Source organism: Thalassobaculum sp. OXR-137, from assembly GCF_034377285.1.
Lineage (GTDB): Bacteria > Pseudomonadota > Alphaproteobacteria > Thalassobaculales > Thalassobaculaceae > Thalassobaculum.
The window spans coordinates 2231368-2251500 of record NZ_CP139715.1; the positions used below are offsets into that span (position 1 = coordinate 2231368).

17 protein-coding genes are annotated in these 20133 nt (G+C 66.9%); 6 read left to right on the plus strand and 11 right to left on the minus strand.

The window, feature by feature from the left end; genetic code table 11:
* Positions 1-38 precede the first annotated feature (38 nt).
* Both T8K17_RS10470 and T8K17_RS10475 read left to right on the plus strand, forming a co-directional pair.
* Positions 39-1247, plus strand: a complete 1209-nt coding sequence (locus T8K17_RS10470; protein ID WP_322334452.1) for a CoA transferase — start codon at positions 39-41, stop codon at positions 1245-1247.
* Positions 1247-2143, plus strand: a complete 897-nt coding sequence (locus T8K17_RS10475) for a CoA ester lyase (RefSeq protein WP_322334453.1) — start codon at positions 1247-1249, stop codon at positions 2141-2143. The genes T8K17_RS10470 and T8K17_RS10475 overlap by 1 nt, the downstream gene beginning before the upstream one ends.
* 37 nt (positions 2144-2180) lie before the next feature.
* Here T8K17_RS10475 and T8K17_RS10480 read toward each other — a convergent pair whose 3' ends face one another.
* The gene (locus T8K17_RS10480) at positions 2181-2537 is read right to left on the minus strand and encodes a DMT family protein (protein WP_322334454.1); all 357 of its coding nucleotides are present in this window, start codon (positions 2535-2537) and stop codon (positions 2181-2183) included.
* 98 nt (positions 2538-2635) lie between these two features.
* The gene (locus tag T8K17_RS10485; RefSeq protein WP_322334455.1) at positions 2636-3610 is read right to left on the minus strand and encodes a class I SAM-dependent DNA methyltransferase; all 975 of its coding nucleotides are present in this window, start codon (positions 3608-3610) and stop codon (positions 2636-2638) included.
* Between the two features lie 542 nt (positions 3611-4152).
* Here T8K17_RS10485 and T8K17_RS10490 point away from each other — a divergent pair.
* Positions 4153-5349, plus strand: a complete 1197-nt coding sequence (locus tag T8K17_RS10490; RefSeq protein WP_322334456.1) for an MFS transporter — start codon at positions 4153-4155, stop codon at positions 5347-5349.
* Between the two features lie 3 nt (positions 5350-5352).
* On the opposite strand, the gene T8K17_RS10495 is transcribed toward T8K17_RS10490, so the two are convergent.
* The 4 genes from T8K17_RS10495 to T8K17_RS10510 all read right to left on the minus strand — a co-directional run bounded on the left by T8K17_RS10495 (position 5353) and on the right by T8K17_RS10510 (position 9542).
* Complete coding sequence (locus tag T8K17_RS10495; protein ID WP_322334457.1) at positions 5353-6042, minus strand: class I SAM-dependent methyltransferase; 690 nt, start codon at positions 6040-6042, stop codon at positions 5353-5355.
* A gap of 3 nt (positions 6043-6045) precedes the next feature.
* Positions 6046-7260 carry a DUF3419 family protein gene (locus T8K17_RS10500; RefSeq protein ID WP_322334458.1) on the minus strand — a complete coding sequence of 405 codons (1215 nt, stop codon included), beginning with the start codon at positions 7258-7260 and terminating at the stop codon, positions 6046-6048.
* A 129-nt stretch (positions 7261-7389) separates the two neighbouring features.
* A complete protein-coding gene (locus T8K17_RS10505) occupies positions 7390-7776 on the minus strand; it encodes a hypothetical protein (RefSeq protein ID WP_322334459.1) in 387 nt (128 codons plus the stop codon).
* A 197-nt stretch (positions 7777-7973) separates the two neighbouring features.
* Positions 7974-9542: an ABC transporter substrate-binding protein gene (locus T8K17_RS10510; RefSeq protein WP_322334460.1), complete on the minus strand. Its 1569-nt coding sequence runs from the start codon at positions 9540-9542 to the stop codon at positions 7974-7976.
* 268 nt (positions 9543-9810) lie between these two features.
* On the opposite strand from T8K17_RS10510, the gene ettA reads away from it, so the two are divergent.
* Positions 9811-11493, plus strand: a complete 1683-nt coding sequence (gene ettA / locus T8K17_RS10515) for an energy-dependent translational throttle protein EttA (RefSeq protein WP_322334461.1) — start codon at positions 9811-9813, stop codon at positions 11491-11493.
* A 241-nt stretch (positions 11494-11734) separates the two neighbouring features.
* Here ettA and T8K17_RS10520 read toward each other — a convergent pair whose 3' ends face one another.
* The 4 genes from T8K17_RS10520 to T8K17_RS10535 form a co-directional block, all read right to left on the minus strand.
* Positions 11735-12295, minus strand: a complete 561-nt coding sequence (locus T8K17_RS10520; RefSeq protein WP_322334462.1) for an ABC transporter substrate-binding protein — start codon at positions 12293-12295, stop codon at positions 11735-11737.
* 146 nt (positions 12296-12441) lie between these two features.
* On the minus strand, positions 12442-13209 hold the full coding sequence (locus T8K17_RS10525; RefSeq protein WP_322334463.1) for a VacJ family lipoprotein: 768 nt from the start codon (positions 13207-13209) through the stop codon (positions 12442-12444).
* Between the two features lie 245 nt (positions 13210-13454).
* Positions 13455-15203 (minus strand): tetratricopeptide repeat protein, encoded by a 1749-nt coding sequence (locus tag T8K17_RS10530; protein WP_322334464.1) that lies wholly within the window; start codon positions 15201-15203, stop codon positions 13455-13457.
* A gap of 158 nt (positions 15204-15361) precedes the next feature.
* Positions 15362-16294 carry a hypothetical protein gene (locus tag T8K17_RS10535; RefSeq protein ID WP_322334465.1) on the minus strand — a complete coding sequence of 311 codons (933 nt, stop codon included), beginning with the start codon at positions 16292-16294 and terminating at the stop codon, positions 15362-15364.
* A gap of 48 nt (positions 16295-16342) precedes the next feature.
* On the opposite strand from T8K17_RS10535, the gene T8K17_RS10540 reads away from it, so the two are divergent.
* Complete coding sequence (locus T8K17_RS10540) at positions 16343-16828, plus strand: thioesterase family protein (RefSeq protein WP_322334466.1); 486 nt, start codon at positions 16343-16345, stop codon at positions 16826-16828.
* Between the two features lie 37 nt (positions 16829-16865).
* Here T8K17_RS10540 and T8K17_RS10545 read toward each other — a convergent pair whose 3' ends face one another.
* Positions 16866-18035: an iron-containing alcohol dehydrogenase gene (locus T8K17_RS10545; RefSeq protein WP_322334467.1), complete on the minus strand. Its 1170-nt coding sequence runs from the start codon at positions 18033-18035 to the stop codon at positions 16866-16868.
* A 180-nt stretch (positions 18036-18215) separates the two neighbouring features.
* Here T8K17_RS10545 and T8K17_RS10550 point away from each other — a divergent pair, with 180 nt between their 5' ends.
* The gene (locus T8K17_RS10550) at positions 18216-20093 is read left to right on the plus strand and encodes a monovalent cation:proton antiporter-2 (CPA2) family protein (RefSeq protein ID WP_322334468.1); all 1878 of its coding nucleotides are present in this window, start codon (positions 18216-18218) and stop codon (positions 20091-20093) included.
* The last annotated feature ends 40 nt before the right edge of the window (positions 20094-20133 follow it).

A 20133-nucleotide genomic window follows, 5' to 3' on the forward strand; every position in this document is an offset into this window, starting at 1 on the left:
GTCGGCACGATTATCCGGAATCTGGAGGAAACGGACGCATGAGTGGCGTCGAAAAAGAGTGGGTCGGAGACATTCCCGGCGCCCTGCATGGCGTGCGTGTCCTGGACATGTCGCGTCTGGTCGCCGGCAACGCGGTGACCCATCTGCTGGCCGATCACGGGGCCGAGGTCATCAAGATCGAGAAGCCGGACGGCGGCGACGACCTGCGCGCCTGGAACACGGAAGGGGTCACGACCCACTGGAAGGTGATCTGCCGCAACAAGAAGAGCGTCACCCTGAACTTCCGCCAGGAAGGGGCCATCGACCTGATGCTGGACCTGGTCGCCTCGGCGCGGGTTCTGGTGGAGAACTTCAAGCCGGGCACGCTGGAGAAGATGGGGATCGGGCCGGACGTGCTGCTGAAGCGCAATCCGAACCTGATCATCATCCGGATCTCCGGCTGGGGCCAGGACGGGATGTGGTCGCACCGCCCGGGCTTCGGCAGCCTTGTGGAGGCGATGAGCGGGTTCGCCGCCATGAACGGTTTCGCCGACCGGCCGCCGGTGCTGCCGCCGCTGGCGCTGGCCGACATGATCGCCGGCCTCTACGGCGCGTTCTCCGCCATGGTGGCGATCCGCGAGATCGAGGTGAAGAACGGGCCGGGGCAGGTGATCGACCTGTCGCTGTTCGAGCCGATCCACTCGGTGCTGGGGCCGATCGTCGCCAATTACGATCTCACCCAGACGGTGCCGGAGCGCACCGGCTCCCTGTCCAACCAGTCGGCCCCGCGCAACGTCTACCAGTGCAAGGACGGCAAGTACGTGGCGCTCAGCGCGTCCATGCAGGCGATGGCGCACCGGCTGCTGCGCACCATCGGTCGCGGCGACCTCGTGGACAATCCGAAGTTCCGCACCAACACCGACCGGGTCGCCAACCGTCACGAGCTCGATCCGATCGTCGCCGCCTTCATGGCCGAGCGGACCCAGGAAGAGAACCTGGCGATCTTCGAGGAGGCGGGCGTCACCGTCGGCGCGGTACCCGATGTGAGCGAGCTTGCCGTGCATCCCTATCCGCTGGATCGCGAGGCCATCGTCTCCATGCCCGACGCCGATATCGGCCGCATGGCGATGCACAACGTGATCCCGCGCATGTCCGGCAGCCCGGCCCAGCTCCGCATGCCCGCCCCCGAGCTGGGCGAGCACAACGAGGAGATCTGGCCGGCCCTGGGCCATGACACCGACGCCCTGCGGGCGAAAGGACTGATCTGATGACCCTCGATACCTCCCGTCCCGCGCCCCTGTGGCGCTCGCTGCTTTACGTCCCGGCCAATGCCGAGCGGTTCGTGGCCAAGGCAGGCGAGCGCGGCGCTGACGTGGTGATCCTCGACGTCGAGGACTCGATCCCGCCGGACCGCAAGGAGGAGGCGCGGGCCGCCCTGCCGGGCTCCATCGCGACCGTGGCGAAGGCCGGCACCGTGGAGGTCATGGTCCGCATCAACCGGCCCTGGCGCCTCGCCATCGCCGATCTGGAGGCCGCGGTGATCCCGGGCCTGGACGCGCTCTGCCTGCCCAAGGTGGACAGCGCCGACCACATCCGCGCCATCGACGAGGTGGTGGGCGAGCTGGAAGCCGAGCGCGGCCTGCCGGCCGGCCATGTGCGTTACGCCGTGCTGGTGGAGACCGCCAAGGGCGTGCACGAGGCAAGGGCCATTGCCAAGGCCAGCCCACGGGTGGCGGCGATCACCCTGGGCGGCGAGGACATGGCCGCCGACCTGGGTCTCCCGGAACCGGACCCCGCCGTGCTCGATCCCTATGACGCGCTGGTGCGGCTGGCGGCGCGGGAGGCGGGGATCATCCCGCTCGGCTATCCCGGCTCGATTGCCGAGTTCTCCGATCTCGACGCCTTCCGCCGCGGCGCGGAGCAGGGGCGGCGCAACGGCTCGGAAGGCGGGATGGGCATCCACCCGGCGCAGATTCCGGTGCTGAACGCCGCCTTCACCCCGAGCGACGAGGAGATCGCCCATGCCGAAGGCCTGCTCGCCGCGTTCAAGGACGCGCTGGCCCAGGGCAAGGGGGCGGTGGCCTATAAGGGCAAGATGATCGACAAGCCGATCGTCGACCGCGCCGAGCGGGTCATGGCGGTGGCCTCGCGGCTGAAGCGGTAGGGGGTAGGGGGTAAGGGGGAGCTTTTCCTCTACCCCTTCACCCCCAGGGCTTGAAGAACACCAGCGCCGCCCCGACCGCGATCATGCCCAGGCCGAAGAGCTGGCTCGGGGCGATGCTCTCCTTCAGGTACAGGAACGAGAAGGCCACGAAGACCGCGATGGTGATCACTTCCTGGATCGTCTTGAGCTGGGCGGCGCTGTAGACGCCGTGGCCGATCCGGTTGGCCGGCACCGCTAGGCAGTATTCCGCCAGCGCGATGCCCCAGCTCACCAGGATCACCACGATCAGCGGCGTCGCCTTGAACTTCAGGTGGCCGTACCAGGCGAAGGTCATGAACACGTTGGACGCCGCCAGCATCAGCGGCGGCAGCAGATAGCTCATGGTCGGGGTCACGCGGGCTCTCCGGGGATCGTGGCGGCCGCCTTCGGCCGAATGGGACCCCGCAGTCTACTCCACGCCGCCGATCGATTTCGACGCGGATCCCCGGGCCGTCAGGACCGGATCCGGGGTTCCGGCTCCAGCTCGCCCGACCCGGCCGCCAGGATCGCGCCGTCGGCCGGCCGCTGCACGGTGAAGACATAGCCCGCCAGCGGCTTGCCCGCCTCGCGCCGCAGGACCTCGGTGCGCTGGTCGAGCACCGTCAGCCGGGCGTCGGCCGAGGCCGCGCGCACGTAGTCGGCGGAATGGCCGTAGCGCAGGGTCGGCAGCAGGCGCATCACCTCGCTCTCCGCCCCGCCGGTCGGATCGAGCGCTTCCACCGTGAACACCGCCCGGCCGCCGGGCCGCAGCGCCTGGCCGATTCCGCTCAGGACCCGGTCGAGGGCACCCACGTAGTTCAGCACGTCGCCGGCGACGATCAGGTCGTACAGCCGCGGCGGCGTGGACAGGAAGGCGGCGATATCGCCCTGGTGCAGACCGTCGTAGATCTTCTTGGCCCTGGCCTTCTCCAGCATGCCGTCCGACAGGTCGACCCCGTCGAGCCAGGCGCAGTGGCGGCGCAGCCGTTCGCCGATCAGGCCAGTGCCGCAGCCGAGATCGAGTACCGAGCCCAGCCCGTCCGGCCCGCCGGTGCCGACGAGCTCGGCGATCAGCGCGGGCCCCTGATACTCCAGGTCCTGCAGCAGCGAGCGGTCGAACCGGTCGGAAAAGTCGTCGAACAGCGCTTTGACATAGGGTGTCTGGGTCGCGTCCGGCGGCGGGGCGGCGCCGAGCAGGGCGAGATGCAGCATGGCGCCGTGCCGGTCCTCGTCGTGCAGGTCGAGATAGCGTCGGAAGCTGGCCACGGCCTCGTCGCGCAGGCCGAGCTTGGCCTGGGTCTCGCCGGTGAGAACCAGGAGGTCGCCCCAGTCCGGCGCGAGTTCCAGCGTCTGGTCGAGCAGGGACAACGCGCCGACGAGGTCGCCCTGGTCGATCAGTGCGCACGCATAGCCGACGCGGCGGTCGGCCCGGGGATCTCTGGATGTCATGGTATGAGCGACGGAACCTTGGAGCGCGCTCAGCGCGCCGGGGCTGCCCGACCCTCCGAAAAGCCTAAGATGAGGGATCGTTTACTCCGACCCGCGGCCCGCCGGAAGAGGCTTCACCGCCATACCGCTCCGCGTCCGGCGCATGGGTCCCGGGTATGGGGCTGGCGCATGGGGTTGGCTCATGGAGCCGGCTCACACACTTAACCCCATCTCCGACTTCCTGGACGATCCGCAGGATCGATCCAGGACCGTGACCGGTCGCCTGTCCCAGGGTCCTGGATCGGCCCTGCAGGCCGTCCAGGAAGTCGAGTGGGGGAGGGATGGCGACCTGCATGAGGCCGCCCGACCGCGGGGGATGGATCAGGGCCGCCGGCGCTTGCCGCCTGGCGCCCTCCCGGCTAACGTTGTTGCCAGGAGATATCGATGACCCGAACCACCGTTACCATCGTAGGCATGAGGCGCATGGACCCTTAGCGGAACCCTGAGCCGCCTGCCATGCGCCCCCGAACTTCGTTCGGGGGTTTTCTGTTTCGAGGCCTCCTATGATCCCCTTTCGAGCCAGTTCGCCGCCCCACTTCACCACTCTCGTGCTGCTGGCCGCCACCTCGACGATGACGCTCAACCTGATCGTCCCGTCGCTGGCCAACATCGCCCGCGACCTCAACTCCGATTACGGTGTGGTCAGCCTGGCGCTAGGCGGCTATCTGGCGGTGACGGCCCTGGTTCAGCTCGGCGTCGGCCCGCTGTCCGACCGGATCGGCCGGCGGCCGGTGTTGCTGACCGCCCTGGCGGTGTTCACCGTCGCGTCCGCGATCGGCGCCGCGGCCCAGGATGTGTGGATGTTCCTCGGCGCGCGAATGATCCAGGCCGCCGTGATCTCCGGCTATGTGCTGTCGCTTGCGATCGTCCGCGACACCCATGACGGGCCGGACGTGCCCCGGCTGGTCAGCCGCATCGCCATGTCGATGGCGCTGGCGCCGATGCTGGCCCCGATGGTCGGCAGCCTGTTGGACGCGGCCCTCGGATGGCGGGCGATCTTCGTGCTCTACGGCACCGTCGGCGCGGCGCTGCTGTGTCTTGTGTGGACCGACCTGGGCGAGACCGTTCGTGGGCGGGAAGAGATGGCAGGGGCCGTGATACCGGGTGCCGCCTCCCTGTTTCGACGCCCGCTGTTCTGGAGCTATGCGCTGTGCACGACCTTCTCCGGCGGCGCGTTCTACATCTTCATCTCGGGCTCTCCGTTGATCGCCACCTCGGTCTTCGGCGTCACCACGGCCGAACTGGGACTCTATGTCGGCAGTATCACGGGCGGGTTCATGACCGGCAGTTTTCTTGCCGGTCGGCTGTCGCGCAGCTGGGCGTCGACGCGGGTGATGCTGCTGGGGCGGATCGTGGCCTGCGGCGGGCTGCTGGCGGGGATCGCCGTGCTGGAGAGCGGCCTCGTCGTGCCCGTCCTTTATTTCGGGAGCACGATCCTCGTCGGCGTCGGCAACGGACTGACCACGCCGACCAGCAATGCCGGGGCAATGTCGGTCGTCCCCCGCCTGGCGGGCTCTGCTGCCGGGATCACCGGCGCCACCAACCTCGCTGTCGGCGCGCTGCTGACCTCGGGCACCGGCGCGCTCCTGGCCGACCGGCCGTCGCCGCTGCTGCTGCTCGTCCTGATGCTGGCAGTGTCCGTCGCCGCATTGTTGGCGACGCTGGCGGCCATGGTGCTGGAGAGGCGGAGCGACGGCTGAGGATCAGGGCCGGCGCAGGTCCGCGCGGAAGGCGTAGCCGCGGAAGATCGGGCGGATCTCGACCTCGGCCCGGCCGGAGGCCTTCAGCTCGCGCAGGTAGCCGATCAGCTCCGGGCGCACATGCACGCCGAACAGGTCGAGCCACCCGAACAGCATGCCGCGGAACCAGCCGGGCAGGCCGGCCTGGTCGCCGAAATCGACGATATGCACGCGGCCGCCGGGCTTCAGCGAGGCGACGGCATGCTCGATCGATTCCCGCCAGGGCGGGATCATCGACAGGGAATAGGAGAACACGATCCGGTCCAGCGGCTCGGACAGGCCGAAGGCGGAGGCCGGGTCGAACTGCTCGGCGAAGCCGTGCACCAGCGGCAGGCGGTCCGTCAGGCCCGCGCGGTCGACCTTGGCCTGGGCGGAGCGCAGCATCTCCGTGGAGGCGTCCAGGCCCATCAGGTGGGCCTGGGGGTAGCGCCGGGCCATGAGCACCAGATTGCGGCCGGTGCCGCAGCCGATTTCGCACACCGTCTCGCCCGGCTGCAGATCCAGCTCGGCGATGAGCTGGTCGCGGCCCAGCAGGTAATAGGCGCGGCTCAGGTCGTAGATGTGCCGTTGCAGCCGATACATGTCGTCCATCTTGCGATGGACGACACTGGTATCGCTGCCCGCGTCATCCTGGCCGCGGACACCGTCCGCCATGGCTCAGTCCTTGAGGGTGTATAGGTGGAAGCCGCCATAGATGGACGAGCGGTCGGCGGCGGTGTGCAGCTTGCTCTCGGCCTCGTGGTACTGGAAGCGGTCGAGCATCTCGTTGGGGATGCGGCCGGGCAGGATGCTGTCCTCGCCGGCGGTGCGGAAGATCACCCGCGTGCCCGGCTTGGCGGTACGCAGGATCTCGCCCCACAGTTCGGTGAGCTGCTCGGTGGTCATCCAGTCCTGGGCGTCCAGCAGGACATAGCGGTCCAGCGACTGGTCGGCCTGTGTCTGCAGGTAAGAGGTCACCGAGGTCTGCTTGAACGCCACCCGGTCCAGCTTGGTCTGCAGTTCCTGGTAATACCGCTCCTGCAGGTAGCGGGGCACGGCGATGCGGTCGATCTTGTCGTAGCCGCGGCCGAAGGCCTGCCAGGCGAAGTAGTTGTCGGCGAACGGGAAGTCGCAGGCCAGCCGCTCCAGCCGGGAGCGCATGAGGCCCGCCATGTTGCCGCCCGAGGAGGCCGACAGCTCCTGGAACTGTGCCGGCGGGATGCCGAGACCGAAATAGCTCACCGGCAGACGGCAGATCGCCTTCATCACCGCCGTCTCGAAGATCGGCTCGATCAGGGTCTCGAACAGCCAGCGCTGCTCTTCCAGATTGCGGGCCGTCAGCAGCCGCTTGGGGTTCTTGCCGCTCAGCCGGGCGACCAGATGCAGCAGGCCGATGAAGCGGCCGAGCACCCCGTGCTTGTAGATGTTGCGGGCGAACAGGTTGATCCGCCGGCCGGTCAGGCCGCGGCGCATCCAGTAGGCATGGGTCTCGGGGTCGAGATGGTCGCGCAGGTGCTTGTGGAAGGCGCGGACGTTGCCCTTCTCGTCGGCATGGCCGAACAGGCGGAAGAAGGACTCGTAGCTCGGCAGGTGCTTGAGCGCGGCGACCTTGAGATGGCAGAGCGCGATGTGGTGCGGGTTGAGGTCGACCGCGGTGACGTTTTCCGGGTTCTCGGTCAGGTAGTTGAGGACGTTGCAGCCGCCCGAGGCGATGGTGAGGATCCGGCTCTCCGGGGTCAGGCGCAGGGCCTTGAGATCGACCTCCGGATCTTCCCAGATCTGCGGGTAGACCAGGCCGTGGAACATGACGATGAAGGCACGGTCCAGGATCCCGCGCTTGGTGAAGCGGCGGTGAGGGGTCACGGCGTCCGACAGCAGCGGGTTCTTCTTCATTTCTCGCGTCTCCAGGGATCGACGGCACACACTAGCCGAGACACGCGGCGGTGGCGTCCGATCGATTGGCGATTTCATCAAATCTTCATGGCCGTCGCCATGGCACTACGGAAGACCGCCGTTTTCAGGCTATTTGCCGGTCGCTTTCGCGATTGCGGTCTTCCCGGCGGCACCGTCTTCCAGGGGATAGTACCCTATTCTGAGCGCGAATCGATTGCGGATCGACTCCAGCACCTTCTCGCTGTCCCGCGGCATCGGGATCTTGCGGTCCAGCGCGAACAACAGCAGCGCGCTGACGACCTCCTGGGGCTCGAACTTGACCTTCACCTCCTCCCCGCTGTCGGGGAGCAGACGCAGCAGCCCGGTGGGTGGCTGTTCGCCGGCCACGCCGCCCACGGGTTCCGCCCGCACCACGGTGCCCATCGGGAGACGCCGGCCGCTCTTCTGGCAGAATTTCACCAGGGCCTGGGCGGCCTCGTGGGGCGTGAAGACGATGAAGCGGAATTCGGCGGGCATGGCGCGGCTCGCGTCTGGGGCAGGTATTTGATTAAAGGTTTACGGGTCCAAACGTTAACGTCCCCATAACGCAGAGGGGAAAATCTCTCGAAAGGCGGGCCGGCAGGACCAGAGGAAGCCGAAAAGAAAAGCACCGACGTCCCGGGAGAGACGTCGGTGCGGAAGGCGGTCGGACGGCGGCGCGGACGCCGCCGCGGTCAGTCGATCTTCACGTGGCGCATGTCGAACTGGTTGTCGGCACGCTGCTCGAGCGTGACGTTGGAGCGCTTGCCCCAGGCCAGCCCCTGCTGGTGCAGCGGGATGTAGCCCCGCTCGTTGTGCAGGATCGTGAAGGCGTCGCGGATCATCGCATCGCGCTTCTCCGCATCGGTCTCCGACAGGACCTCGTCGGTCAGCCTATCGAATTCCGCGTTGGAGTAGCCGCCGATGTTGAACTTGCCGCGGCCGCTGTCGTCCGGCGTGGCAATGATGTTGTACATCACGTTCCAGCTGTCGAAGGAGCCGGGCGTCCAGCCCAGCAGATAGAAGCTGGTGTCCCGCTTCGGCGCCAGGATCTTGGCGAAGTACTGGGCCTTCGGCTGGGCCAGCAGGTTCACCTTGACGTTGATCCGGGCGAGCATCGCCACGACCGCCTGACAGATCGCCTCGTCGTTGACGTAGCGGTTGTTCGGGCAGTCCATGGTGACCTCGAAACCGTCCGCATAGCCGGCGTCGGCCATCAGCTTCTTGGCCATGGCCGTGTCGGTTTCCAGTCGGGTGAACTCGTCCGAATGGGTGAACAGGAACGGCGAGATCATCAGGGCCGTCGGGGCCGAGAGGCCGCGCATGACCTTCTTCTGGATCAGTTCGACGTCGATCGCGCGGTAGAACGCCTCACGGACGCGGACGTCCTTGAACGGGTTCTTGCCCTTGATGTTGGAATACAGGAGCTCGTCGCGCTCCTGGTCCATGCCCAGGAAGATCGTGCGCAGCTCCGGACCGGCGAGAACCTCGGCGTTCGGATCGCCGTCGATGCGCTCCATGTCCTGAACCGGGACCGGATACATCATGTCGATCTCGCCCGAGAGCAGCGCGGCCACGCGGGTGGAGTCGGAGCCGATCGGGGTGAAGATGATCTCGGTGAGGTTGTGGGTCTTGTTGGCCTTGTCCCACCAGTTCTCGTTCTCGACCAGAACCGTCTTCACGTCGGTCTCGCGAGACTGGACCTTGAACGGCCCGGTGCCGTTGGCGTTCCGGGTGGAGAAGTTCTCCTTGCCGCCGGTGACGTCGGTCGGCGCCTCGGCCCCGTTCGCCTCGGCCCACTCCTTGTCCATGATGGCCCAGGTGGCCCATTCGTAATGGAGGATCGGGTTCGGCGTCTCGGTGACGAAGTCGACCGTGTAGTCGTCGACCTTGATCACCTCGGCTACGCCGGCGAGGCGGGTCTTCAGGTCCGAACCGTCCTTGCGGACCCGCTCGGCGGAGAACAGCACGTCGTCGGCGGTGAAGTCGTTGCCGTTATGAAACTTCACACCCTTGCGCAGGTGGAAGCGCCACTTGGTCGGCTCCAGGATCTCCCAGCGCTCGGCCAGCGCCGGCTCGATCTCCAGCGACGGCGAGCGGCGAATGAGACCCTCGTAGATGTTGCCCAGCAGACCGAGGGTGAAGGTCTCGTTCAGCGAATAGGGGTCGAGGGACTGGGCATCGCCCTGGAACGCCCATTTGAACGTCTTGGCTTCGGCGAAGGAGGCGCCGAGCATGATCAGGCCGGCCCCGAGACCGGCCATAAGGTATCGGGAAAATCGGGATTTAGATTGCATAGTGGTTATCTCCTGCGTCCCCTGCTCAATGGGCGATCTGCGCCGCCAAAGTTACCGTATGGAGAGAATGTCAGCTGTTCAAGCAGATGTCAGCATAGTCGAGTATCAGGATAGGGATCGGCGGGTGTTGAGTGGGTCCGGGAACCGACGTCACACAGCCGCATTGCCGCGCCCCAGGGCGATGGGCTAGAAACGGCCCGGTTCACACACTTGCCCCGTCAAAGGATCGTGCCGCATGGCCTCCTACCAGTACATCTACGTCATGAACGGACTCTCCAAGGTCTATCCGGGAGGGCGCGAGGTACTGAAGGACATCCGTCTGTCCTTCCTGCCCGGCGCCAAGATCGGCGTGCTCGGCGTCAACGGCGCCGGTAAGTCGACCCTGCTGAAGATCATGGCCGGCGTGGACACCGAGTATAATGGCGAGGCCTGGGCCGCCGACGGCGTCAAGGTCGGCTACCTGCCGCAGGAGCCGCAGCTCGACACCGACACGGACGTCCAAGGCAACGTCATGCGCGGCCTCGGCCCGATCAAGGATCTGGTCGACCGCTTCAACGAGGTCAGCGCCCGTTTCGCCGAGGAGATGACCGACGACGAGATGAATGCCCTGCTGGCCGAGCAGGCCGAGCTGCAGGAGCAGATCGACGCGGCCGACGCCTGGGATCTGGAGCGCAAGGTCAACATCGCCATGGACGCGCTGCGCTGCCCGCCGGGCGACGCCGACGTGACCAAGCTGTCGGGCGGTGAGCGCCGCCGCGTGGCCCTGGCCCGGCTGCTGCTGTCGCAACCGGACATTCTGCTGCTCGACGAGCCGACCAACCACCTGGACGCCGAGTCCGTCGCCTGGCTGCAGCGCATGCTTGCCGACTATGCCGGCACCGTCGTCACCGTGACTCACGATCGCTACTTCCTGGACGAGGTGGCGGGCTGGATCCTGGAGCTCGACCGCGGCCGGGGCATTCCCTACGAGGGCAACTATTCCGGCTGGCTGAAGCAGAAGCAGAAGCGCCTGGAGCAGGAGGGCCGTCAGGAAGAGGCCCGGATGCGCACCCTCAGCAACGAGCTGGAGTGGATCCAGCAGGGGGCGAAGGCCCGCCAGGCGAAGTCCAAGGCGCGCGTGCAGGCCTATGAGGAGCTGCTGGCTCAGAGCAAGGAGAAGGCACCCGACACCGCGCAGATCGTCATCCCGGCGGGACCGCGCCTGGGCGACGTGGTGATCGAGGCCGAGGGGCTGGACAAGGCGTTCGGCGACCGGCTGCTGATCGAGAACCTGACCTTCAAGCTGCCCCCGGGCGGCATCGTCGGCGTGATCGGTCCGAACGGCGCCGGCAAGACCACCCTGTTCCGGATGATCACCGAGCAGGAGACGCCGGATGACGGCGTGATCCGCATCGGCGACACGGTGAAGCTCGGCTATGTCGATCAGAGCCGCGACAGCCTGGATCCGAACAAGACGGTCTGGGAGGAGATCTCCGACGGCCTCGACGAGATCGATCTCGGCCGGCGCAAGATCCAGAGCCGCGCCTATTGCGGCCAGTTCAACTTCCGCGGCGGCGACCAGCAGAAGAAGGTCGGCCAGCTCTCCGGCGGTGAGCGCAACCGCGTGCACCTCGCCAAGATGCTGAAATCCGGTGCCAACGTGCTGATGCTTGACGAACCGACCAACGACCTGGACGTCGATACCCTGCGCGCGCTGGAAGAGGGCCTGCTGGAATTCGCCGGCTGCGCGGTGGTGATCAGCCACGATCGCTGGTTCCTGGACCGAGTGGCCACCCACATCCTCGCCTTCGAGGGCGACAGCCATGTGGAGTGGTTCGAGGGCAACTTCGAGGCCTACGAGGCCGACAAGAAGCGCCGGCTGGGCGAGGATTCCCTGCAGCCGCACCGCATCCGCTACAAGCCGGTGGTGCGCGCCTGATCGGCATCGGACCTATCGTATCGCGAGCGGGCGGGCCTTCGGGGCCGCCCGTTTCCGTTTGGGGCGGGTTCCGGGGCGGGTGATGCTACCCGACCCTCCTTACCTCACTCCCCGGACTGAATCGGCGGAGTGCAGGTGGGCGGGGGGCATTCAGGTAGATGGAGAGGGCCGTCAAAAGCAAAGAGCCGATCCGGGCTTGCGCCTGGACCGGCTCTTTCGTGGTGGGGGCAGGGTGAAAGCGTCAGCCGCCGGAGGATCTCACCCCGGCCATCTGGCGGGTCAGCGCGTCAATCAGCGCCTGGACCTTGCCGCCGTTGTTCTGGATCACCGAGGCGTATTCCTGGCGCTGGGTCACGCTCATGCTCACGCCCTCGATGACGATGTCGACGATCTTGAAGCTGCTGCCGTCCTCGATCACCCGCCATTCCAGACGGAACTCTTCGCTGCTGCTCGGCGAGACGATCCGGCTGGAGACGATGTCGAACCGGCCGTCCTCGCGGGTGCCGTCAATCACCAGCTTCTGGCCGCCGTATTCGTCGAACCGGCGCGAGTAGGTGTAGACCATGTTGTCGGTGAAGGCCTTCAGGTAGGCCTCCTGCTCGGCCTCCGTCGCGGTCCGCCAGTAGCGGCCCAGAAGGAAGCGGCCGATGCCCGGCATGTCGAAATAGGTCCGCACGAGATCGCCGAACTCGTCACGGCGCTCGGCCGTGCTCAGGTTGGACTCGGACACCAGCGCGATCGCCTTCTCGGCGAATTCGCCGACGAAAGCGCCCGCGTCCGACGCCGCGCGTGCCTGGGTCACCGGGCCGGCGATAAGAAGAATAAGGACAAAAGCCCTAAGAATACTGCCCATTTACAGATCCTCGCGTGTCAATCGAGTTACCGTTACGGCATCAGTGCTGCAAAGGTCTGAGGCGCGTCGCGAGAAGGACGGGTCGCCCGTTACCGTCAGTCCTTGGCCCGGCTGCCGCTCTGCTCGATCGGCGCGTTGGACGGCTGGAACTGCTCGAACTCGCCGGAAGACGAACTCCCGGTCGCCGCCATCGGCGGGGGCGTGTTGTTGCGGATCAACGCTTCGCGACGCTGCTTGTAGATCGTGCGGACGCGGGCGTAATAATCCACCGAGGTGGCCTTCAGATCGTTGATCTGCTGGTAGTTCTGCGCCCGGAAGTCGACAGCGCCGACCACGCGGCGGGCGATCTGCAGACGGAAGACCGTGTCCTCGTCGCCGATATAGTTGATCGGGTCCATGAAATAGTCGGCGACCATGCCGCCGGTGTCGCGCAGGTTCGACGGGCCGAGCAGCGGCAGCACCAGATAGGGGCCGTCCTCCGCACCCCAGACGGCGAGCGTCTGGCCGAAATCTTCTGGACGGCGCTCCAGGCCGAGGCCCGTGGCGTTGTCGACCAGGCCGAACATCGGGGAATTGGCCACGAAACGGGCGGCGTTGTGCTCCAGCCCTTCCAGGTCGCCCTGCAGGGCGCTGTTCGCGATGTAGATCGGCGAGCTCAGCCAGTCGAGGAAGTTGCGCACGACCTCGCGGATCGGAGCCGGGACGACCTCCTTGTAGACGAAGGCGGTCGGCTGAAGGACGACGGTATCGACCGCGTCGTTCACCGCAAAGACGAGACGGTTCGCCGGCTCGATCGGGTCGTAGACAGCCCCGTTCTCGACGTCGCCCTGCGAAGCGCAACCGGCGAGCAAAAACAGCGCCAATGAGGTTCCAAACGTTACCCGACGCATCGAGGCCTGGCCCTTTCCAACCGCGCGGCGCAAACCGCGCTTCATTTAAACTGCAAACGAACCAATGCCGTTACCGTCGATTTCGACGCCGACAGCATCCAGCAACGTTCAATCCGAGTATCACAAGGTGAATTCGTTGGCCAGTCTGAGGCAAGCCGACGCTGTGGCTTGGGCGGTGGTGTTGCAGAAATGTCGCTATTTCCGCAGGCAATTGTGGTTTACCTCACGCGGCGGGCAAGGCCGTGGGCTTTCCGTTGCCATTCCACTGCACCCACCGCTCGATAAAGTCGACCGGCCTGCACCAGAAGTGCCGCGGCGGTGGCGTTGTCGCGGTTGACGGCAAGCAGTCCGATCTGCAGGGCGGCATCCGCTTCGGACAACCGGTCGCCGACGCTCTGGAAAAGGATACGGGCCTCCGCATAGGCGTCCTGGGCCTGCTGCAGACGGCCCTGGGCCGCTTCCAGGTCGCCGATGGCCCGCACCGCGGTGCCTTCGCCGTGCGGGTCGCCGAGCTTGTGGTACATCCCGCGCACCTGGGCGTAGTCGACTCGGGCGCGGTCGTAGTTCTCCATCAGCATGTCGAGCTGGCCGAGATCCATCAGCGCCTGGGCGGCATCGCGGGCGCCGCCGGCATTCTGATAATGCCCATAGGCTTCCTTCAGCACCTCTCGGGCGGAGCGCTTCTGGTCGCGGGCGATGTCCACATGGCCGCGACCCTTCTGGGCGTCGGCCAGGATCAGCAAATCGTTCGAGGTCTTGGATTGCGCGATGACCCGGTCGAACAGGTTGCGGGCGTCTTCCAGGTTCCCGGCCATGCGCTCCAGCTCGCCCATGCCGATCATCACCCGGCTCTCGTGGTCCCGTTCCCCGGTTTCCACGAACAGGTTGCGGGCGGAGGTGCCGTTGCTGCGGGCCCATTCGAATCGGATGCGGGCCCGGCGGGTATCGCCCCGGCCGGCGATCAGTTCGCTGTTGCCGACCCGCTGTCCCGCCTGCTTGAAGCGGGCACAGGCCTCCAGGGCGGTCTCGCGGGCATCGTTGCCCCGCTGCATCTTGCGATAGCCGTCCGACAGGCATAGCCGCACCATGCCTTCGCCCACATAGTCGCCGGTGCGCCGGTAGAGCGACAGCGCGCGTTCGAAGCGGTTCTGCGCCTCCGGCTGATTGCGGTCGAGGCGGAACACCTCGCCGCGGGCGTAGAGCGCATGGGCCTCGCCGATCCGGTCGCCCACCTGGCTGAACAGGAAGCGGGCCTGGTCGAGATGGCTGCCGCCTTCCTCGTTCTTCGACAGCCGCAGGCAGGCCTCGCCGAGACCGATCAGCGCGCCGGCCTCGCCGAACCGGTCGATGTCGGCGGAGAAGGCCCGCCGGGCGTCCTCGAACTGCTGGCGTGCCGCCTCGTAGCTGCGGCGCTGCAGGTTCAGTGTCGCCAGGCCGACCAGCGCCCGGCCTTCGCTGCGGATGTCCTTGCTGTCCTTCGCGCTGTTCTCGGCGGCGCGGTACTGGCTTTCCGCGACGTCGTATTCGCCCAGCTCCAGCGCGAGGTCGGCCTGGCTGAGCGTGACCAGGAGTTCGCCCGCACGATCCTTGACCTCCCGGAACAGGTTCCCGGCCTCGGAGAAGTTCTTGCGGGCGTCGTCGGTCAGGCCGCTGATCCGAAAGCCTTCGCCCTGGGCCCAGAGCCTTCCGGCGGTGGCGCCGGGTCCGGTCGACAGGACCCCGCCGGAGCGCATGGCCTGAACGCCGCCGGCGCGTCGGATGTCCCGCCCGATCCACCAGTCGATGGCGATCACGAACAGGCCGATCAGCATGACGGTGGCCGCCGCCATGTGCTGGAAGTTGATCTGGCTGTCCGCGGTGAAGACGTAGCTCGCCCCCGCGGCCAGCACCGACAGCACGAACAGCAGCAGACGGCGACGGAGAGCTCCCAGGTTCCCGCGTCTGCGGGCGCTGTTGATGGCTCTCACCGTTCGGTATCCCTTTGTTTGAGCGTTGAGTCTCGGCCGGGTGTCGGGGAGCCGGCGGTGCAGGACAACGGTCGAGACCGATCCTTCCCGCTACCGGATAGTATCGCCGATTCTCGGTCCCCCTCCAACCGCAACCGGCCGGGGAGGATGCGATTGGTTCAGCTCGCCAGGCGTCGGTAGACCGGCCGCAGCAGGGCCGGCAGCAGATAGATCGGAAACTGCAGGATGGCCAGGTACAGGAAGGCGTCGGGATGGAATGCGGCCGGTGCGGCACCCAACACGAAGGCCATGTTCCGGTTGCCCGAAATCAGCGCCACCGTCGTCGCCGTCGCGCGGCCGGCGGGCAGGAACAGTAGGAAGCCGATGGCCTGCAGGATCAGGCTCACGGCGAAGACCAGGGCGATCATGCCGGCGAGCTTGACCGGATCGGCGATCGCCGCCTCGGTCACGCCGTCCATGACCGCCACCGCGAAGATCAGCATGACCAGCACGAAGGCGCCGTCCAGCGTGTCGGAATAGCGCTCGATCCGGCTCGGCCCGGCCACCGCTCGGATGCCGGCGGCGAGCACGCCCGCCAGCGCGACCAGGCCCGCCAGCCGCAGCATCAGCTCCGCCACGCCGATATCCAGGTCGAGGCCGATCAGCAGCAGGATCAGGGGCGGCATGGTCAGCGGCATCAGCAGGCCGCCGAGCGTCATCACGATCAGCGTCAGCGCTCCGTCCAGGCGCAGGATCGCCGCGATTGCCGTCACCGACACGAGAGGCGGGGAGGCGGTCCAGATCACGACGGCGACCGCGATGCCGGGGCCGAACATTTCCTCCACACCGAACAGCGTCACCCCGGCCTGGCCGATCGCCGGCGAGACCAACAGCACGAAGCCGACCACCGGCAGGACCAGGCCGGGCGACTTGGCGGCCGCCAGGATGGCGGCGGGCTTCAGGCGCAGCAGCGAGAAGACCAGCATGACCAGGATGCTCGGCACCAGCAGCGGTCGCGCCAGGGCGGCGAGATCCGGCAGGGCGAGGCCGACGAACACGCCGGCGGCGAGCAGCGCCGTGGCATGTTTGCCCATCCAGGAAAGGGCCGTCATGATCGGCCGCACGCACGAAGGTTCAAAACGAGACTATTGGAGCAAGGCATGAATGACGCGGGATGGTTCGACTCGGGGGCGGCCAAAGTGCGCCCGGATTGGATCGACTACAATGGCCACATGAACGTCGGGTACTATCTCGTCGCGTTCGACATCGCGACCGAAGAGGTCTGCGTTTACCTGGGGATAGGCGAAGCCTACCGTCGGGCCAAGGACGCGTCGATATTCGTTCTGGAGGCGCATGTCACCTATGACCGCGAGGTGGTCGAGGGCGCGCCCCTGGCCTTCCGCTCGCGGATCGTCGATCACGACGCCAAGCGCTTCCATCTGATCCATCACATGTACCACGCCGAGGAAGGTTTCCTGGCGGCGACCAACGAGCTGATGTGCATGCATATGGACCTGACGACCAAACGCTCGGCGCCGATGCCGGCGGAGTCCCAGGCCAAGGTCGAGGCCCTGTACGCCCAGCATCTGGCGGCGGGCGATCTCGACGGCATCGGCCGCAAGATAGGGATCCGCCGCAAGAGCTGATCGCGGGGAGGGCGGCAGCCGCCCTCCCTCCAGCCGCTCAGCGGTTGGCGGCCCAGACCTGCTTGTACAGCTCGACGATCTCGCCGTGCTCCGGGATGCGCGGATTGTTGGCGTGGGAGCCGGACGCGATGCACTGGGAGGCCATGGTCTCCATCAGCCCGGTCCACTTGGCTTCCTCGATGCCGTAGGCCGGCGGGGTCGGGACCTGCAGCTCCTCGTTGGTCTGGTACAGCCAGTCGAGCAGCTTGTTGGCGGCAGTCTCGTCGCTGTCCTTGGCGTCGGCGGCGCCGATCAGACGGCCGGCCTGGGCGTAACGGTCCAGGGCCGAAGTCAGCGAGAACTTGGTCACCGCCGGCAGCAGCATGGCGTTGGACAGGCCGTGCGGCACGTGGAAATGCGCGCCGATCGGCCGGCTCATCCCATGCACCAGGGCGACCGAGGCGTTGGAGAAGGCGAGGCCGGCCTGGGTCGCGCCCAGCATCATCTGCTCGCGCGCCTCGCGGTTGTCCGGCTCGAAGCAGGCGGTCTTCAGGTTGGCACCGATCCGCTGCATCGCGGCGATGGCCATGCTGTCGGAATAGGGGTTCCGCTTCTGGCTGACGAAGGCCTCCAGCGCGTGGGTGAAGCTGTCGATGCCGGTATCCGCGGTCAGGCGGAACGGCTTCTTCATGGTCAGCTCGTAGTCGACGATGGCCGCGTCCGCCTGGCCGGCCAGGCACATGACCAGCATCTTCTCGTCGGTCTCCACATCGGTGATGACCGTGCCGCGGGTGACCTCCGAGCCGGTGCCGGCGGTGGTCGGGATGCAGAGGAGAGGGACGGCGGCGGTATCGACGCCGTTCGGTACCTTGTAGTCGCGCATCTGCCCGCCATGGGCGGCCAGGATGTTCATCGCCTTGGCGGTGTCCATCGGAGAGCCGCCGCCGAAGCCGATCAGCCCGTCGAACCCGCCGGAGCGCAGGCGGTCGGTGCCGGCCGAGACCACCGTGGTGGTCGGATCCGGCACGGTGTCGGAGAACACGTCATAGGCGATGCCGGCCTTCGACAGGGGATCCGTAAGCTGGGCGATCATGCCGGAGGACACCATGTACGGGTCGGTGACGATCAGCGGTCGGCTGACCCGCAATTTCTGCAGCACCTCGCCGACCCGGCCGATCGAGCCGCCGCCGATCAGCATGATTCTCGGCCCAAAGATCGTGGCGCTCATGACGCATCCCCCGTTTTCGATTTGATGATTTGGTTCGGTGTGGCGCGCACGATACGCGAGGCATGGAAAATGCCGCAAGCGCCGGTGAGAGGTCTCCCACAGTGTCTGCCGCCAACCATGTTAAGATGATCCCGCAGGGCAACAATTTCGCCTGACATCGACGATTGAACGGGAACGCGCATGGCTGGCATCCAGGACACGGTGGTCTTTCTGACGGCGGCGGTGATCGCCGTGCCCGTGTTCCGCAAGGCCGGTCTGGGCGCGCTGCTGGGATATCTGGGCGCCGGCATCGCCATCGGCCCCTCGGTTCTCGGTCTGATCGACGACGTCGATGCGATTCTGCACTTCGCCGAATTCGGGGTGGTGCTGCTGCTGTTCATCATCGGGCTGGAGCTGATGCCGGCCCGTCTCTGGGCCCTGCGGCGGCCGATCTTCGGCCTCGGCACCGCCCAGGTGGCGATCAGCGCCGCCCTGATCGGCGTCGCGTCCTATGCCCTCGGCTACGGGGTGCAGACGGCCATCGTGGTCGGGCTGGTGCTGGCCCTGTCCTCGACCGCCTTCGCGGTGCAGACCCTTGCCGATCGGGGCGAGCTGCGCACCCAGCAGGGCCGTGCCGCCTTCTCGATCCTGCTGTTCCAGGATCTGGCGGTGATCCCGCTCCTGGCGGTGCTACCGTGGATCGCGCAGGCGCCGAGCCTGGTGAAGGACGGGGCGACCGAAGCCGTGCTGCGGGATACCGATTATCTCTCCATCGCCTATTCCATCGTCACCGTCGCACTGATCATCGTGATCGGCCGCAAGGTCCTGCGGCCGCTGCTTCGGGTGGTGTCGAACACCGGGGTGCAGGAGCTGTTCACCGCCGCCGCCCTGCTGGTGGTGCTGGGCATGGCGCTGGCGATGGAGCAGATCGGCCTGTCCATGGCGCTCGGCGCCTTCCTGGCCGGCGTGCTGCTGGCGGACAGCGAGTACCGGCACCGGCTGGAAGCGGATATCGAGCCGTTCAAGGGCCTGCTGCTCGGCCTGTTCTTCATCGCCGTCGGCATGTCGATCGACCTCGACCATTTCTTCAACGCCCCGTTCAAGACGTTCGGCGCGGCATTGGGTCTGGTGGCGCTGAAGGGGCTGGCGATCTTCCTGATAGCCCGGGCGGTGCGGATGAAATGGGAGGCGGCGCTGGCCTTGGCCGCCGTGCTGCCCCAGGGCGGCGAGTTCGCCTTCGTGCTGTTCGGCGAGGCGATCAACGTGGGGGCGGTCGACCGGTCGACGGCGGACTTCCTGATCCTGGTGGTGGCGATCTCTATGGCGATGACGCCCTTCGCGGTGCAACTCGCCGACCAGGTCCGCACCCGGTTCTCGCGACGGGTCGCCGCGCCCGCGACCACCGAGGAGCTGGAGGACAACGACGCCCAGGTGATCATCGCCGGGTTCGGACGGTTCGGGCAGATGATCGGGCGCATGTTGAACATGCGCCGGATCAAGTTCGTGGCCCTGGACAGCGACCACGACCGCATCGCCATTGCCCGGCGCTTCGGCAACGACGCCTATTTCGGCGATGCCTCGCGCCTGCAGATTCTGGAAGCGGCGGGGGCCGGCCGGGCCAAGCTGCTGGTCATCGCGGTGGACGATCCCGAACGCGCCGATGCGGTCGCCCGGGTGGCCGGGATGCATTTCCCCAACCTTAAGCTCTTCGCCCGGGCTCATGACCGGTTCCACGTCTACCGGCTGATGGAACTCGGCGTCGATCAGGTGGTGCGCGAGTATTTCGACAGCAGCCTCGACATGGCGGGCCGGGTGTTCCGCGAACTCGGCGTGCCGGGGCGCAAGGCCGACCAGATGGTGAAGCGCTTCAAGGAATACGACGAACAGCTCCTGCGCGAGCAATACGCCATCCACCGCGACGAGGCGGAGATGATCCGCACCCAGAAGGAAGCCGCCGCCCATCTCGCCAGCCTGTTCGAGCACGACCAGGAAGTGGCCGAGCAGGAGGAAGAGGAAGCGGCCAAGGCCGCCGGCGAGTCCCGGCCGACTGAGCGGCCCCGCCAGACGGCGGCGGAGTGACGGCACAAGGCGCAGTTAGCTCTGCTTCCATTCTTTCGTC